Source organism: Ideonella sp. FW305-24, from assembly GCF_058788035.1.
The window spans coordinates 326,819-343,147 of the sequence record NZ_JBYTAI010000001.1 but is presented as its reverse complement, the minus strand read 5'-3'; the positions used below and the strand labels follow the sequence as shown (position 1 = coordinate 343,147).

Genomic DNA, 16,329 nt, shown 5'->3' with positions numbered 1-16,329 from the left:
ATCCCTTGTCCATCCACGTCGCGCTCAAGCACGTCACCCACTACCGGTATGACCGGCGGGTCAATCTTTCGCCGCAGGTCGTGCGCCTGCGACCGGCGCCGCATTGCCGCACGCCCATCCTGGCCTACTCGATGAAGGTCGAGCCGGCCAACCACTTCATCAACTGGCAGCAGGATCCGTTTGCCAACTACCTGGGCCGGCTGGTCTTCCCGGAGCCGACGACCGAGTTCAAGGTCACGGTGGACCTGGTGGCCGAGATGTCGGTCTACAACCCGTTCGACTTCTTCCTCGAACCCGACGCCCAGACCTTCCCGTTCACCTACTCGCTGGAGCTTGCGCGCGAGCTGGCGCCCTACCTGGTCGTGGAGCCGCCGACGCCGGCCTTCGCCAGGTTCCTCGCCAGCATCGACCGCACCGAAACCACCACCATCGACTTCCTGGTGGCGCTGAACCAGCGGCTGCAGCACGACATCTCCTACCTGATCCGCATGGAGCCCGGCGTGCAGACGCCGGAGGAAACGCTGGTCAACGGCTCCGGTTCCTGCCGCGACACCGGCTGGCTGCTGGTGCAGACCATGCGCCACCTGGGCCTGGCCGCGCGCTTCGTCTCCGGCTACCTGATCCAGCTGGCGCCGGACGTCAAGGCGCTGGACGGCCCCAGCGGCACCGAGGTCGACTTCACCGACCTGCACGCCTGGTGCGAGGTCTACCTGCCCGGCGCCGGCTGGATCGGCCTGGACCCGACCTCCGGCCTGCTGGCCGGCGAAGGCCACATTCCGCTGGCCTGCACACCGCAGCCCTCCAGCGCCGCGCCCATCAGCGGTGCGGTGGACGAGTGCGAGGTCGAGTTCGGCCACGAGATGGGCATCAGCCGCGTCTGGGAATCCCCGCGCGTCACCAAGCCCTACACCGAGGACCAGTGGGCCGAGGTGCTGCAGCTGGGCGAGCGCGTGGACCGCCAGCTCGAAGCCGGCGACGTGCGCCTGACCATGGGCGGCGAGCCGACCTTCGTCTCGGTCGACGATCGCGACGGCGCCGAATGGAACACCGACGCGCTGGGCCCGACCAAGCGCATGCTGGCGCAGGACCTGGTGCAGCGCCTGCGCGCCGAATACGGCAAGGGCGGCTTCCTGCACTTCGGCCAGGGCAAGTGGTACCCGGGCGAACAGTTGCCGCGCTGGGCGCTGTCCATCTACTGGCGTGCCGACGGCAAACCCTGCTGGCAAGACCCCTCGCTGTTTGCCGACGAGCGCGACGCGCACCGCTACACCAGCGCCGACGCGCGCCGCTTCATCGATGCGTTGACCACCCGCCTGGGCCTGGACACGCAGTTCGTGCAGACCGGCTACGAAGACACCTGGTACTACCTGTGGCGCGAGCGCCGCCTGCCGGTCAACGTGGATCCGTTCGAGTCCGAACTGGAAGACGAACTCGAGCGCCTGCGCCTGCGCCGCGTGTTCGACCAGGGCTTGGCCTACGAAGTGGGCTACGTGCTGCCGATCAAGCGAGCCGAAGGGCCGAGCCTGGACGGCATCCGCTGGCAGACGGGCCCTTGGTTCTTCCGCGACGAGCGCATGTACCTGTTCCCTGGCGACTCGCCGATGGGCTACCGGCTGCCGCTGGACTCGCTGCCCTGGGTCAGCGAATCTCAGTTCCCGTTCCAGTACCCGCAAGACCCGTTTGCCCCGCGCGACGCCTTGCCCGCCAGCGTGCCGTACCGCAGCCAGTCGGTGCTGGGCAACAAGGCCGAAGGCAGCGCCGCGGGTGCTCGAGGATGGCCGGTGATCGGTGGCGAGCCTGGTGGCCCGGCGCATTCGACAGGCCTGGGCATGGCGGACGGCGCTGCGCCCGAAGGTGACGAGCTGGCCGAGCGCGATGGCCTGATCGACAACCCCAAGGGCCCGCTGTCCGGCCGCGACGTGCCTGGCGGCGCCGATGCGTTGGCCGCACAGGCCTTGCCTGGCCGCCACGAGTCGGCCCACTGGCTGACGCGCACGGCGCTGTGCGTGGAAGTGCGCGACCCGCGCCGCGCCAACGGTCCGAAGGCCGAGAAGGTCGGCCAGGCCACTGGCGTGCTGTACGTGTTCATGCCGCCGCTGCAGCTGCTGGAGGACTACCTGGCGCTGGTGGCCGCGGTGGAAGCCACGGCGGCCGAGCTGGGCGTGAAGATCGTGATGGAAGGCTACCCGCCGCCGCGCGACCCGCGCCTGAAGCTGCTGCAGGTCACGCCGGACCCGGGCGTGATCGAGGTCAACATCCACCCGGCGCAGAGTTGGAAGGAACTGGTCGCGCACACCGAGTTCCTCTATGACGCGGCCTGGCAGTCGCGCCTGTCGTCCGAGAAGTTCATGGTCGACGGCCGGCACACCGGCACCGGCGGCGGCAACCACTTCGTGATGGGCGGCGCCACGCCGGCCGATTCGCCGTTCCTGCGCCGGCCCGAGCTGCTGGCTTCGCTGCTGGGCTACTGGCACAACCACCCCTCATTGAGCTACCTGTTCTCTGGCCTGTTCATCGGCCCGACCAGCCAGGCACCGCGCGTGGACGAAGCCCGCAACGACCAGCTGCGCGAGCTGGAGATTGCGCTCGGCGAAATCTTCCGCCTGACCGACGCGGCCCAGGCCGGCGGCCCGGCCGTGCCGCCCTGGACGGTGGACCGCGCGCTGCGCAACGTGCTGGTCGACGTGACCGGCAACACCCACCGCAGCGAGTTCTGCATCGACAAGCTCTATTCGCCCGATTCGGCCACCGGCCGGCTGGGCCTGCTGGAGCTGCGCGCCTTCGAAATGCCGCCGCATGCGCGCATGAGCGTGGTCCAGCAGCTGCTGCTGCGTGCGCTGGTGGCGCGATTCTGGCAGCAGCCCTACCGCGCGCCGCTGGTGCGCTGGGGCACCGAGCTGCACGACCGTTTCCTGCTGCCGACCTTCGTGCAGATGGACTTCGACGACGTGATGGAGGACATGCAGCAGGCCGGCTACGCCTTCGACGGCGGCTGGTTCGCACCGCACTTCGAGTTCCGCTTCCCCAAGGTCGGCGAGTTCGCTGCGCGTGGCCTGCACCTGACGCTGCGCAACGCGCTCGAGCCCTGGCATGTGATGGGCGAAGAGGGCAGCGCTGGCGGCACGGTGCGCTACGTCGACTCCTCGCTGGAGCGGCTGGAGCTGAAGGTCAGCGGCCTGATCGACACGCGCCACCGCATCACCGTCAATGGCGTGACGGTGCCGCTGCAGCCGACCGGCGTGGCCGGCGAGTTCGTGGCCGGCGTGCGCTACCGCGCCTGGCTGCCGCCTTCGGCGCTGCACCCCAGCATTGGCGTGCAGGCGCCGCTGACGGTGGACGTGGTCGACACCTGGATGAACCGTTCTCTTGGCGGCTGCCAGTATTTCGTCGCCCACCCGGGCGGCCGCAACTACGACACCTTCCCGGTGAACGCCTTCGAGGCCGAGAGCCGCCGCCTGGCGCGCTTCTCGCCGCTGGGTCACACCAGCGGCCCGGTGGAGGCGCCCGAAGCGCAACGCAGCCAGGAGTTCCCGTTCACCCTGGACTTGCGGCGTGCCTGGCGCTGAGCCGCGCAGCGAGGTGCGCGCGGCGCGGTGCCGTGAAATCCGCCCCGTGCGCGAGGGCCAGCACGTAGCTGGCCCCGGGCCGGGGCAGGGCATGATGTCGGGATGTCCGTGAGCTTGCTGTCTTCCTCTCCGCTCAACCCGGCCGGTTCGTCCGCGCAGCCGCAGCAATCGCTGCTGCCAGACGAACTGCCGGACGCGCTGGCCTTTGTGCAGGCCGCAGCGCAGCGCAGCGACGACGGCCATTTCGACGAGTTGCACGCGCAGCCTGCCGGCACGCCAGAAGCTGGCACGCCGCGGCCCGAGATCGCGCCGCTGTGGCAGCGTTTTTTCCGCGCCAACGGCTCGGCCGGATGGCTGGACCTGGCCAACCGCGCAGCGCGCGTGCAGCGCCGGGTGCGCGAGGACGGCGCGACCTACAACGTCTATGACGACGGCCCCAGCGTGCCACGCGCCTGGCCGCTGGAACTGCTGCCGATGCTGATCGGCCCGGAAGAGTGGGCCGGCATTGAGGCCGGTGTGCAGCAGCGCACCAAGCTGATGAACGCCGCGATGAGCGACGTCTACGGCGAGCGCCTGCTGCTGGAAGAAGGCCTGCTGCCGCCTTCGCTGGTGCTGGGCCACCCGCAATACCTGCGGCCGCTGCACGGCTGCGTGCCGCCGGGCGGCGTGCACCTGCACGTGGCCGCCTTCGACCTGGCGCGTGGGCCGGATGGCGGTTGGTGGGTGCTGGGCCAGCGCACGCAGGCGCCCTCCGGCCTGGGCTACCTGCTGGAAAACCGGCTCATCATTTCGCAGCAGTTCCCGGAAGCTTTCGGCGAGTTGAAGGTGCAGCGCCTGGCGGCCTCGTTCCAGGCCTTGCTGCATGGCGTGATGCGGCTCAGCAAGGCGGGCGAGCGTGCCCGCGTGGTGCTGCTGACACCCGGTCCGCACAACGAAACCTATTTCGAGCAGGTCTTCCTGGCGCGCTACCTGGGCATCACGCTGGTCGAAGGTGGTGACCTGACGGTGCGCGCCAACCGGCTGTACCTGAAGACGCTGCACGGTATGGAGCGGGTGCACGGCGTGCTGCGCCGGGTGGACGACGAATTCCTCGACCCGCTGGAGCTGCGCTCCGACTCGGCGCTGGGTGTGCCCGGCCTGCTGCAGGCACTGCGCGCCGGTGAAGTGGTGGTGGCCAACACGCCCGGTTCCGGCTGGCTGGAAAGCCCGGGCCTGGCAGCATTCTGGCCAGCGGTCTGCGAGCGCCTGTTGGGCGAAGACCTGCTGCTGCCGACGACGACCACCTGGTGGTGCGGCGAAGCCTCGGTCTGGCAGCGCCACCAGGCGCGTCTGGAAGAATTCGTCGTCGCACCCACCTTCCCGTCCAGCGAGACGACCACCGGATTCACACCGGTGCTGATGGCCACGCAGGCGCCCAGCGCGCGCGCCGCGCTGGCCGGCCGCATCGAAGCCGACCCGCCGGCGCACACGCTGCTGTCGCGCGCCCGGCCGTCGCAGCTACCGGTCTGGCGCGAGGGCGCGCTGGAGCCGCGCACCGCCGTGCTGCGGGTGTTCGCGATTGCGGACGGTGCTGGCGGTTGGCGCGTGATGCCCGGCGGGCTGACCCGCGTGGCCCACCGCCGCGATGGCATTCACGATCCGTGGCTGTCGATGCAGCGCGGCAGTGCCAGCGTCGACACCTGGGTGCTGACCGATGGCGCAGTCGACCCGACCACGCTGCTGCCGCCGCCGCTCAGCGTGGACGACCTGGCTGGCTGGCACCGCACGGTGACCAGCCGCTCGGCCGAGAACCTGTTCTGGCTGGGCCGCTACACCGAGCGTGCCGAGAACCTGCTGCGCCTGGCGCGGCTGACACTGGAGGCCTTGTCCGGCTCGATGCTGCACGGTGCTTCGCCAGCTGTGCTGCAGGTGCTGGACGTGCTGGCGCGCCGGCATGGCCTGGTCAGTGCCGGCGTGCCGTCGCCGGCCCAGTCGCTGCGGGTGTTCGAACGTTCGCTGGTGCATTCGCTGGGCGAGACCCGCGGCGTGACCAGCGTGGCCTTCAACCTGCAAGCCTTGCAGGGCTGCGCCCAGGCCTTGCGCGAGCGGCTTTCGCAGGAGCACTGGAAGTTGATCAACGAGGTTGGCGAAAACTTTCAGCAGCACCTGGCCTCGGTCTTTGAGTCCGGCTCGGCCGAGCCGCTGTCGGACGTGCTGGGCGTGCTGAACCGCGCCGCCACCCACCTGGCCGCGATCACCGGCGCGCAGACCGACCGCATGACGCGCGACGACGGCTGGCGCCTGCTCAGCGTGGGCCGGCAGATCGAGCGGCTGGACTTCCTGTCGCACGCGCTGGCCACCGGCTTCGAGCATGGCCTGCCCGAGCGCGACGACGGTTTTGCGCTGCTGCTGGGCCTGTTCGACTCCACCATCACTTACCGGGCCCAGTTCCAGGCCCGGCGCGAAGTGCCGCCGCTGCTGCACCTGCTGGTGCGCGACCTGGACAACCCGCGCTCGCTGGGCTGGGTGGCGCAGACGCTGCGTGGCCGCTTCCTGAAGCTGGCCCGGCACGAGGCTGCCTGGGCTGCAGAGGTGGCCGCGCCGCTGCCCACGCCCGAGGCCTGGCCGCTGGCCAAGCTGGCCGCACGCGACGAGGACGGCAGCCACACCGCGCTGATCACCGCCTTGCGCGACTGCAGCGAGCAGGCGCTGGCGCTGTCGGACGCGGTGGGCCGCAAGATGTTCTCGCACGTCGGTGCTGTGGATCACCTGGTCTGGCAATGAGCGGCGAGATGAGCGGCGAGACGGGGGAAGACATGCGCTGGCTGAGCGTGCAGCACGACACCGTGTACGCCTACGACGCGCCGGTGGAGCTGGCGCATCACGTGGCCTACCTGAGCCCGCGTGTCACCGACACCCAGCTGGTGCGCGACTGGTCGCTGTCCATCGACCCGGCGCCCGATGAGTGGGAAGAGCTGGCCAGCGACACCGGCCCGGCGCCAGCCACCCAGATGAGCTTCGATTGCTGGGGCAACGGCCGGCTGGCCTTCAGCCATTCGCGGGTGCATGAGCGCCTGTGCGTCAGCTCGCGCTTCGAGGTGGGGCTCACGCCTGCAGCTGCTCCTGACCCGGAAAACAGCCCCGCGTGGGAAGACGTGGCCGAAACGCTGCGCTACCACGCTGGTGTGGCGCATGCCGAGGCGGTCGAGTTCACCTTGCCCTCGCATTTCGCCCCGCGCTCACCGCAGCTGGCCGCTTTTGGCCGGCTGGCCTTCACGCCGGGCCGCTCGGTGATGGGCGGCGCGCTGGCCTTGATGCAGCTGGTCAACGAGCGCATGGCCTACCAGCCGCAAAGCACCTCGGTGAACACCCGTGCCACCGAGGCGCTGGCGCTGTCGCGCGGCGTTTGCCAGGACTTTGCCCACGTGATGATTGGTGCTTGCCGCTCGCTGGGCCTGGCGGCCCGTTACGTCAGCGGCTACCTGTTGACGAACCCGCCAGAAGGCCAGCCGCGGCTGATCGGCGCCGATGCCTCGCATGCCTGGATGGCCATCTGGTGCCCTGAGCAGGGCTGGGTGGCGCTGGACCCGACCAACGATGTGCCGGCTGGCATGGACCACGTGACGCTGGCCTGGGGCCGCGACTATGGCGATGTGGCGCCGCTGCGCGGCGTGATCCGCGGCGGTGGCCGCGCGTTGCCACGGGTGGCCGTGACGGTGCAACCGTTGGACAATGCGCTTCCGCCGGAAGAGGTTGGCTGTGGCGATGCCACGCCACCCGCACGGCCTGTTCCTGCCGATGCCCCATGATGCTGTTTCGCCGCCTGTTTCCCCTTTCCTCCTGCCTGTTGCCGCTGGCGATGGCGGTTTCCGCCTGTGGCGGCGGTGGTGGAGGCAGCGCTGGCAGCAGCTCGACGCCAGCCGGTTCCGGCGGCTCGGGAAGCTCCGGAAACAGCGGCGGCTTGACGGTCGCGCAGCAATGGGATTTCAGCAGCGCCGACGGCTGGCAGCTGACTGCCGAGCCGGCCAGCGCCGCCAGCACCACGCTGGGCAATGGCCTGCTGAAGATGGCCGCAGCGCTCTACATCACCGATCCGGTCACCGGCAGCGTGGCCTGCCCGAAAGCGGCGGCCGAGGTGGCGTTGACCGAGTCCCACCTCAGCGCCGGCAGTTACGAGCGCCTGGCGATTGACCTGAAAGTCAGCCGCTGGGACCTGGGCCTGGGCCAGTTCGACACCGACGTGCCGCGGCTGGAACTGGTCTACCGTGGCCAGCGCTACACCTGGAACGTGGTCGGCTTCAACGCGATGCCAGGCACCTTGCACCTGGAAGGCGGCCCCAGCCTGGCCTGGACGGCGAGCTACAACGGCGTGGCCGCGCTCTCCGGCGTGCCCACGGTCAGCGCAGATACCAGCGCACCGCTGCTGCGAGTGTGGCTGGACGGCTGCTCGCAAGGCATGTCGCAATCGGTCGAACTCACCAGCCTGGCCATCTCCGGCGCCTGAGCGACCTTCGGGCGCGCGGATTGCCTGAAAACCGTGAGCTTTGGCCCCGGGTTGAGCGGGGCTTTGTCACCAATGGATACGGCTGGTGCTGGGGTTGACCCGCAGTGGGTCAGCGCAGATGGCCGCCTGAACGTTAGTCCCCGCATGCAATCCTTTTTGTCTTCGAAGCGCCCGGCTGGCCGGGTGACGGGAACCCGGGGCAGCGCATGGCGCCGAGGTGCCGGTGCCGCCCTGGCGGTGTTGGCCCTCTGGGTGGCTGCGGCGCCGGCAGCGCAGGCGGAAGACGATCCGCCAGGCCGTGTCGGCCGCGTGGCCCAGGTGCGTGGCCAGGCCTGGATGCAGGAGCAAGGCCAGCGTGAATGGTTCGACCTGCAGCGCAATCGCCCCTTCACCACCGGTGACCGCCTGACCACCGACCGCGAATCTCGGCTGGAACTGCAGATCGGTTCGACCACCGTGCGGCTGGACGAACGTACCGACCTGGCGATCGAGCGCCTGGACGATGACCGCGTGGACCTGCGGCTCTACAGCGGCAGTGCCATTGTTCGGGTGCGCGAGCCGGAGTTGATCCGGGAGGTGTCGCTGAACACCCGTGAGGGCAGTTATCTGCCGCGCAGTACCGGCTTGTTCCGGGTGGATGTGTCCGACGATCAAGAACAGGCCAGCGTGCTGACTGGCGAGTTGCAGTTCAACAGCGACAGCCGCAGCGTGGCGCTGCGAACCGGCCAGCGCGCCATCCTGAGCAACGAAGGCCGCGGCCCGCTGGCGCTGAGTTGGGGGGCCCCGGCAGACGACGATTTCGAGCGTTGGGCGCTGTATGAAGACGGCCGCGAGCCGCCACGCGCCGATCAGCAGCGTTACCCGGTTTCGCCCGAGATGACCGGTGCAGAAGACCTGGCTGGCCAGGGCAACTGGGACACACACCCGGAGTACGGTGCGGTGTGGACGCCGACGGTGGTGCAGACAGACTGGGCGCCGTACCGCTACGGCCGCTGGATCTGGGTCAGCCCATGGGGCTGGACCTGGCAGGACGATGCCGCCTGGGGCTTCGCACCATTCCACTACGGCCGCTGGGTCAGCTGGCGTGGCCGCTGGTGCTGGGCACCAGGCCAGTACGTGCGCCGCCCGGTGTATGCGCCGGCCATGGTTGCCTGGGTGGGCGGTTCCGGCCCGGGCTGGAACGTGTCGGTCTCGGTTGGCAGCGGGCCTGTCGTCGGCTGGGTGCCGCTGGCGCCGCGCGAAGTGTTTGTGCCGTACTACCGCTACTCGCCGCGCTACGTGCAGAGCATCAACTACACCCATGTGCGCCTGCCGCCGAACTACCAGCCGCCGCGCCAGTCGCCCGGTGCGCCTGTGATGTACACCAACCGTGGCGTGCCCGGCGGCATCACGGCCGTGCCTTCGGCGGTGATGTTCAACCGTCAGCCCGTGGGCGGCAGCGCTCAGCGCGTGCCGGACGCCGTGGTCGGCCGCGTGGTGCGCGAGCCTGGTCACGCCGTTGCCCTTGCAGCACCGCCGCAGGCACCGGCCCAGGCCATGCAGCCGCCGCCTTCGGCCCGCCAGCCGAACCGGCCGGTCGTCACGCCGTTGCCTGGTGTGACACCGGGCCGGCCCGGGGGTCAGTTTGGTGGGCAGCCCGTGGCACAGCAACCGCAGCCTGGCGCGAGGCCGGACGGCGAGCGGCCGAACAATGGTCAACGCCCCAGCGTGCAGCCGCTGCCCGCCACGCCGCAAGGCGTGCAGGCTGCGCAGCAACCGGGCCGCCGTCCGCAGGCACAGGACGAGGACGACAACCGCGTTGGCCACCGTCCGGACGTGCCGCACAACCCGAACGCTGCCTTCAACGGCAACCCGCGCAACGGCCAGCTCAACAGTGGCCAGCCGCAGCAGCGGGATGATGGTGACGACAACAACGGCATGTGGCACCGCGGCGCGCAGGTGGTGAGGCCGCAGGCTCCGGCTGTGCAGCAGCCGGAGCGGGTGCAGCCGCAACAGGTGGAGAGGCCACAGGTCCAGCGCCTGCCCCAGGCAGTGGAAAGGCCGCAGCCTGTGGAACGCCCTCAGCCGGCGGAGCGGCCGCAGGCCCAGCAACCGCAACCGCAGGCTCGCCCGCAGGTCCAGCCCGTGCCGCAACCACAGCAGCAGCCACGTGCCGAACCCGCCGAACGGCAGGACAAGGGCCAGCAGCGTGGCCGCCCGGGGGATCCGCGCCGCGACCCGAACTGAACCGCTTCAGGCCCGATGAAAAACACCCGCTTCGGCGGGTGTTTTGTTGAGTGGTTTCAACGCAGCAGCGGCTTGAGCACCGGCCAGACGTTGTCCAGCATGCGCGGATGCGCTTCGGCCTTGGGATGGATGCGGTCGGGCTGGAAGAGCTGCTCTGCATCCGGCCGGTCGGCAATGCCGGCCAGCAGAAAGGGCACCAGCGCGGCTTTTTGTGCCTGGGCGGTGCTGCTGAACACGTCGGCGAAGTCGCGCGTGTATTGCGCGCCGTAGTTGGGCGGCACCTGCATGCCGATCAACAGCAGCTTCGCGCCAGCGGCCTTGCCCGCCAGTGCCATTGCGGCCAGGTTGTCCCGCGTGCTGGCCAGCGGCAGGCCGCGCAAGGCATCGTTGCCGCCCAGCTCGATCACCAGCACCTTGGGCTGGTACTGCTTGAGCAGGGCCGGCAGCCGGCTGCGGCCGCCAGCGGTGGTGTCGCCGCTGATGCTGGCATTCACCACTTCGAACGGCAGCTTCTCGGCCGCCATCCGCTGGCCCAGCAAGGCCACCCAGCCACTGCCACGTGCCAGGCCGTATTCGGCCGACAGGCTGTCGCCCACGACCAGCACCCTGGATTGAGTGGCAGCCGGCGCGGTAGATGCCGCAGGCGTGGCCGCGAGGGCCATGCCGCCACTGGCCGACAGCGCGGCCAGCAGCACGCTACAGTGCAAGATCCGGCGTCGCAGCCCCTGCAGGCGCGGTGCGGTTTCCATCTTCTTCGCCTTCATGTCAGAACCCATCATTGCCGTTGAACAGGTCACCAAACGGGTGAGCGATGCCACCGGCACGCTGACCATTCTCCACGACATCTCTTTTGTGCTGCAGGCCAGGGAATCGGTCGCCATCGTCGGCGCCTCGGGTTCTGGCAAGAGCACCTTGCTGGCGCTGCTGGCCGGGCTGGACACGCCCAGCGAAGGCCGGGTCATGCTGGACGGGCAGGACCTGTTCGCGCTGGACGAGGACGCACGCGCTGCGCTGCGCGCACAGAAGCTCGGCTTCGTGTTCCAGAGCTTCCAGTTGCTGGCCAACCGCACCGCGCTGGAAAACGTGATGCTGCCGCTGGAGCTGGCCGGACGGCGCGATGCGCGCAGCCAGGCGCAGGAGATGCTGCAACGCGTGGGCCTGGGCGAGCGCCTGGCGCACTACCCGCGGCTGATGTCAGGCGGTGAGCAGCAACGCGTGGCGCTGGCCCGGGCCTTTGTCGTGCAGCCCAAGGTGCTGCTGGCCGATGAGCCCACCGGCAGCCTGGATCACGCCACCGGCGAGCGGGTGATGCAGCTGATGTTCGACCTGAACCGCGAACTGGGCACGACGCTGGTGATGGTCACGCACGACCGCGCCATTGCCGCACGCTGCGCCCGCCAGCTGCGCATCGAAGCCGGCAGGCTGATGCCGGAAACTTTGGCCGACCTCCCCGCCTGAAACAGGGATGCTCAGGCCTTGCCGCGCAGTTTCTGCACCAGGCTGACCCCTGCCAGCACCAGCGCACCGGCCACCAGGCCCACGCCGAGGTCGGCCACCATGCCGCCAATGGCGTGCAGCCAGCCGGGCAGGGCGGCTGTGATGGTCTCGATGCCGTGGTGCAGTGGCGGCGCGCCGTGCACCAGGATGCTGCCACCGACCAGGAACATGGCCACCGTGCCGGCCAGTGCCAGGAACTTCATCAACCACGGCGCGGCGCCCAGCAACAGGCGGCCAAACGCGCGCAGCGCGGGCCGCAGGCCGCCGCCACCTTCGATGCGGCTCAGTGCCAGGCCGGCGTCGTCCATCTTGACGATGGCGGCCACCAGGCCGTAGACGCCGATGGTCAGCACCACGGCCACCGTCACCAGCACGCCCAGCTGCGTGACCAGCGGCTGGCCGGCCACGCTGCCCAGCGTGATCGCGATGATCTCGGCCGAGAGGATGAAGTCGGTGCGGATCGCACCGCGGATCTTGTCGCGCTCCATCGCCACCAGGTCGATCGCGGGATTCTCCACCGCGGCCAGCAGGCTGGCGTGGTGCGCTTCGTCTTCCGCCGCATGCGCACTGTGGGTGATGCGGTGCCACAGCTTCTCGAAGCCCTCGAAGCACAGGTAGGCGCCGCCCACCATCAGCAGCGGCGTGATCAGCGCCGGCACCCAGGCGCTGATGGCCATTGCCGCCGGCACCAAAATGGCCTTGTTCAGCAGCGAGCCCTTGGCGACGGCCCAGACCACCGGCAACTCGCGGTCGGCCTTCACGCCCGACACCTGCTCGGCGTTCAGCGCCAGGTCGTCGCCCAGCACGCCTGCGGTCTTCTTGGCCGCGACCTTGGTCATCAGCGCGACATCGTCGAGCAGGGTGGCAATGTCGTCGATCAGCGCGAGCAGGTTGGCAGCAGCCATGGATCGTGGGTTCCTTTGTGGTGGTGGTCAGGCGTGCCACCGCGCGCCATGGTAGCCGGCCGCTGCGGTGCGAATGCCGTCAGGGCTTGGCGCCCAGGACCTTCAATTGGGCCACCGCGTGTTCGTTTTTCGGGTTCAGCACCAGTGACTGGCGGTACGCTGCAATGGCCTGCGCCTTGGCGCCGTCGTTCGCATACGCCTCACCCAGGCTGTCGAAGGCGTTCCAGCTGTCCTTGTTCAGCTCGGCCGCGAGGCGGAGCAGGGCGACCGCAGCCTTGCGGTCGCCCATGCCCATCAGCTGGTAGCCCCAGGCATTGAGTTCGTCTTCGGGCAGCGAGAAGTCGGGCTCCTGTGCCTTGAAGGACTGGTAGATCTCGGACGCATGGTCCGCACCGCGGCGGGCCAGTTCGGCGGCAAAGCTGGCGCGGGTTGGCGGCGTACCTTGGCTGTGGGAGGCGTTGACCTTCAGCAGGTGCGCCGGCGCACCGCTGCTGGCGGCCGGCAGGTCCAGGAAGGCCCGGCTGGCGGTGTCGCCCTTCAGGTAGGCGTCCAGGAAGCGGCGCACATAGGTTTCCAGCCAGGCGTAGGCGGTCGACAGTTCGGCCTTGTCGTAGTCCTGGTATTGCTCGTCGGGCCGCAGGCGCTGGTCGAACATCACCGAGAAGTTGGGATGCGTCATCGGATAGAGCGTGACCCGGTAGACGTCGGCGTACTTCAATCGATTGAGGTAGCTGGTGGCCTTGTTGCGGCCTTCCGAGAGTTCTTCGATCTCCATCGGCCGCGCGGCAAGGTAGAGCAAGGGCGCGGTGTTGCGCGCCGGTGTCGCGTAGCCGGCCTGCTTGACCAGGTCGGGCCAGTAGCGCACCGAACCGTCCAGGCTGACCACGGCACCGATGCGGCTGTCCTTGGCGGCGGCCAGCACATTGGCCAGCCCGCCCCAGCTGTAGCCGATCACTGCGACGCGGCTGCTGTCCGCCTGCGGTAGGCCGTGGGCGAAACCGATCAGGAAACGGATGTCGGCCACCTGGGCTTCGACGCCCTCCAGGTCGCTGGTCATTTCGCGCGAGGCCTGGCCAATGCTGGGGCTGGCGATGACCAGGTAGCCCTGGCTGGCGAGGTATTCGCACAGGTCGGCGTTCTCGAACGACCATGCGCCGAAGCTGGGGGCGTAGATCACCACGGGCCATTGGCCGGCCGAGGTGGCGGCGTCCTTGACCGCGAGCATCGGCGCGGCCAGTTCGGCCTGGGCACGCGCCGGCGGCAGTGCGTCCACACGGCCTTGCACGAACCGGGCGGCCTGGGCGGCGCGTTCGGCGGGCGGGGGCGAGAAGTCGTCGTCACCGGCGCCCAGGCGCAGGTAGTCCACCACCTTCATCGCCGGGGCTGCGCCGGTCTTGGCCGGGTACCAGATCAGGGTCTGGACGGGCCGGGCGCGCTCGCCAGTCACCGGCTTGCCGGTGACCGTGTCGGTGGGCCCGCGGTAGCCACGCGAGAAGTCGTATTGCTCGACCACCCGCAGGCCCACGGCATGGGGGCCCGGCGGGTTGAGCCGGGTGAAGTTGGATTCGGCGCGGGCTGCGCAGGGCAGGCCCAGCAACAAGGCCAGTGACAGCAGGAGAGAGCGCATGGGACTCCGATTGAAGCTTGCCTTTCGGCGGACGAAAAAAAGGCGCCTGTTGGCGCCTTGGTTCGCTGGGTGATCAGCGCTCACTGGCTGAACTTGTAGTCGGTCTTCGCCGCGGCGCGCAGGTCTTCCTGGTATTTCTGCAGCTTGGCTTGCGACAGGCGCTGCATCAGCTGGGCCTTCACGTCGTCGAAGGCCGGGAACTGGGCTTCGCGGGAGTCTTCCAGCTTGATGATGTGGTAGCCGAACTGGGTCTTGACCGGCTCCTGCGTCATCTCGCCCTTCTTCAGCGCGGCCATGGCCTGGCCGAATTCCGGCACGTAGGCGTCAGGCTTGGCGAAGTCCAGGTCGCCGCCGTTTTCGGCCGAGCCCGGGTCCTTGGAGTTCTTCTTGGCCAGGTCTTCGAACTTGGCGCCGGCCTTGATCTCGGCGATCAGGCGCTTGGCGTCTTCTTCCTTCTCGACCAGGATGTGGCGGGCGCGGTATTCGGTGCCGCTGGAAGAAGCCTTCACCTTGTCGTATTCGGCCTTGGCTTCGGCGTCGGTGACAGGGTTCTTCTTTTGATAGTCGGCAAACAGCTCGCGGATCAGCACGGTCTGGCGCAGCAGTTCGAGCTGGGCCTTGTAGTCTGCCGTCGCGGGAATGCCTTTCTTCTCGGCTTCCTGGGCGAAGATCTCGCGCAGCACGACTTCGTCTTTCGCGCGGGCTTCCATTTCAGGGGCGACCGGCTGGCCGTTGCGGCTGGCTTGTTGCATCAGCATGCTCACACGCGCCTTCGGAACAGGCTTGCCATTCACGATGGCAATGTTCTGGGCGTATGCGCCCATCGGCAGGATCACGGCCATGGCCGCCAGCAAGACAGTGGACTTTAAGTTCATGCGTGTCGCCTTTCGGGGGACTCGATTTTGTCGATGAGATGAAAAAGGAAGGCGCGAGGCAGGTATACCCACGCAGCCGCGATCACAGGAGATATTGGATTCAGGCCAGATTCGGCGGTGAAGACAAGACCTTCATTTGAAGGACCTGATTTGACGCGGATGGGTGATGGGTGGATTCGCTGTTCGCGGTCAGACTTCGCCCGGAGCGCGTGCATCCAGTGCCAGGGCATGGATGCCCCGGCTCATCAAGGGGCCCAAAGCATCATACACGAGGCGATGCCGTGCAATTCGTGACAGTCCGGTGAAGCTTTCGCTGACCACACGGACCGAAAAATGGCTGCCTTCGCGGGCGCCGGCATGGCCGGCATGCGAGGCGCTGTCGTCCTGCACGACGAGCGCGCTGGGCTGCAGCGCGGCCTGCAACACCGCTTCGAGTGCCGCGGCTGTGGCATGGGTGGGCAGAGCGTTTGTCATGGGAGTTTCTCAGCCTTCAAAGGCCGCTGCCAGGGCCTGGTGCCGGCGCGGAAGCTTCACCTTCTTCGGGCATGTATTTGCTGACGTAAAGGCCTTGGCCCAGGATGAACAGCAGCATCAATCCGGTGCCGCCGAACAGTTTGAAACTGACCCAGGTTTCTGTCGTGAAGCTGTACGCGACCCATAGATTCAGCAAACCCATCATGCCGAAGAAGCCGACCCAGGCGAAATTCAGGCGCTGCCAGATGGCGTCCGGCAAAACCAGTTGATCGCCCATGGTGCTGCGCAGCAGGTTCTTGCGAAACAGCGCCTGGCTGATCCACAGCGTCAACCCGAAAGCCCAGTACAGGCCGCTGGGCTTCCACTTGATGAAGGTTTCGTTGTGCAGCCACACGGTCAGCCCACCCAGCACGGTGACCAGCGTCAGGCTGATCCACAGCATCAGGTCGACCTTGCGGCCGCGCAGCTTCAGGTAGATGACCTGGCACAGCGTGGCCACGATGGTGACCAAGGTGGCCAGCATCACCGGCCCTTCGCTGGCCGCGACCACGCCGCCCGAGACCAGTGCGCCGAAATGCTGGGTGGCGAATTCGCCGGCCCATTCCTTGTGCGATTCGGTGGCGCGGAAGGTCAGGAAAAAGAGGATGACGGGCAGCAGGTCGAACAGCAGTTTCAT

The 16,329-nt window shown here is 68.5% G+C and carries 12 protein-coding genes; 6 read left to right on the top strand and 6 right to left on the bottom strand.

Going from position 1 to position 16,329, the window contains the following annotated elements; genetic code table 11:
- The first annotated feature begins 5 nt into the window (after positions 1 to 5).
- From AC3WR5_RS01475 to AC3WR5_RS01455, 5 genes are all read left to right on the top strand, one after another.
- Entirely contained in the window at positions 6 to 3,566 is a 3,561-nt protein-coding gene (locus AC3WR5_RS01475; RefSeq protein WP_492481292.1) for a transglutaminase family protein, read from the top strand.
- Positions 3,567 to 3,668: 102 nt separating this feature from the next.
- Positions 3,669 to 6,329: a circularly permuted type 2 ATP-grasp protein gene (locus AC3WR5_RS01470; protein ID WP_492481290.1), complete on the top strand. Its 2,661-nt coding sequence runs from the start codon at positions 3,669 to 3,671 to the stop codon at positions 6,327 to 6,329.
- Complete coding sequence (locus AC3WR5_RS01465; RefSeq protein WP_492481288.1) at positions 6,326 to 7,354, top strand: transglutaminase family protein; 1,029 nt, start codon at positions 6,326 to 6,328, stop codon at positions 7,352 to 7,354. The genes AC3WR5_RS01470 and AC3WR5_RS01465 overlap by 4 nt, the downstream gene beginning before the upstream one ends.
- Positions 7,351 to 8,049 carry a hypothetical protein gene (locus AC3WR5_RS01460; protein ID WP_492481286.1) on the top strand — a complete coding sequence of 233 codons (699 nt, stop codon included), beginning with the start codon at positions 7,351 to 7,353 and terminating at the stop codon, positions 8,047 to 8,049. The genes AC3WR5_RS01465 and AC3WR5_RS01460 overlap by 4 nt, the downstream gene beginning before the upstream one ends.
- Positions 8,050 to 8,286: 237 nt before the next feature.
- Positions 8,287 to 10,275, top strand: a complete 1,989-nt coding sequence (locus tag AC3WR5_RS01455; RefSeq protein WP_492481284.1) for a DUF6600 domain-containing protein — start codon at positions 8,287 to 8,289, stop codon at positions 10,273 to 10,275.
- 56 nt (positions 10,276 to 10,331) lie between these two features.
- On the opposite strand, the gene AC3WR5_RS01450 is transcribed toward AC3WR5_RS01455, so the two are convergent.
- Positions 10,332 to 11,039 carry an arylesterase gene (locus AC3WR5_RS01450; protein WP_492481282.1) on the bottom strand — a complete coding sequence of 236 codons (708 nt, stop codon included), beginning with the start codon at positions 11,037 to 11,039 and terminating at the stop codon, positions 10,332 to 10,334.
- On the opposite strand from AC3WR5_RS01450, the gene AC3WR5_RS01445 reads away from it, so the two are divergent.
- Positions 11,038 to 11,733, top strand: a complete 696-nt coding sequence (locus AC3WR5_RS01445; RefSeq protein WP_141284266.1) for an ABC transporter ATP-binding protein — start codon at positions 11,038 to 11,040, stop codon at positions 11,731 to 11,733. The genes AC3WR5_RS01450 and AC3WR5_RS01445 overlap by 2 nt on opposite strands.
- A gap of 11 nt (positions 11,734 to 11,744) precedes the next feature.
- Here AC3WR5_RS01445 and AC3WR5_RS01440 read toward each other — a convergent pair whose 3' ends face one another.
- From AC3WR5_RS01440 to AC3WR5_RS01420, 5 genes are all read right to left on the bottom strand, one after another.
- Positions 11,745 to 12,677 (bottom strand): DUF808 domain-containing protein, encoded by a 933-nt coding sequence (locus AC3WR5_RS01440; RefSeq protein WP_492481280.1) that lies wholly within the window; start codon positions 12,675 to 12,677, stop codon positions 11,745 to 11,747.
- Between the two features lie 79 nt (positions 12,678 to 12,756).
- Positions 12,757 to 14,304, bottom strand: a complete 1,548-nt coding sequence (locus AC3WR5_RS01435) for a dienelactone hydrolase family protein (protein ID WP_492481279.1) — start codon at positions 14,302 to 14,304, stop codon at positions 12,757 to 12,759.
- Between the two features lie 80 nt (positions 14,305 to 14,384).
- The gene (locus tag AC3WR5_RS01430; protein WP_141284274.1) at positions 14,385 to 15,179 is read right to left on the bottom strand and encodes a peptidylprolyl isomerase; all 795 of its coding nucleotides are present in this window, start codon (positions 15,177 to 15,179) and stop codon (positions 14,385 to 14,387) included.
- A gap of 189 nt (positions 15,180 to 15,368) precedes the next feature.
- The gene (locus tag AC3WR5_RS01425) at positions 15,369 to 15,653 is read right to left on the bottom strand and encodes a BolA family protein (RefSeq protein ID WP_141284276.1); all 285 of its coding nucleotides are present in this window, start codon (positions 15,651 to 15,653) and stop codon (positions 15,369 to 15,371) included.
- Between the two features lie 16 nt (positions 15,654 to 15,669).
- Positions 15,670 to 16,329, bottom strand: a complete 660-nt coding sequence (locus tag AC3WR5_RS01420; protein ID WP_141284278.1) for a septation protein A — start codon at positions 16,327 to 16,329, stop codon at positions 15,670 to 15,672.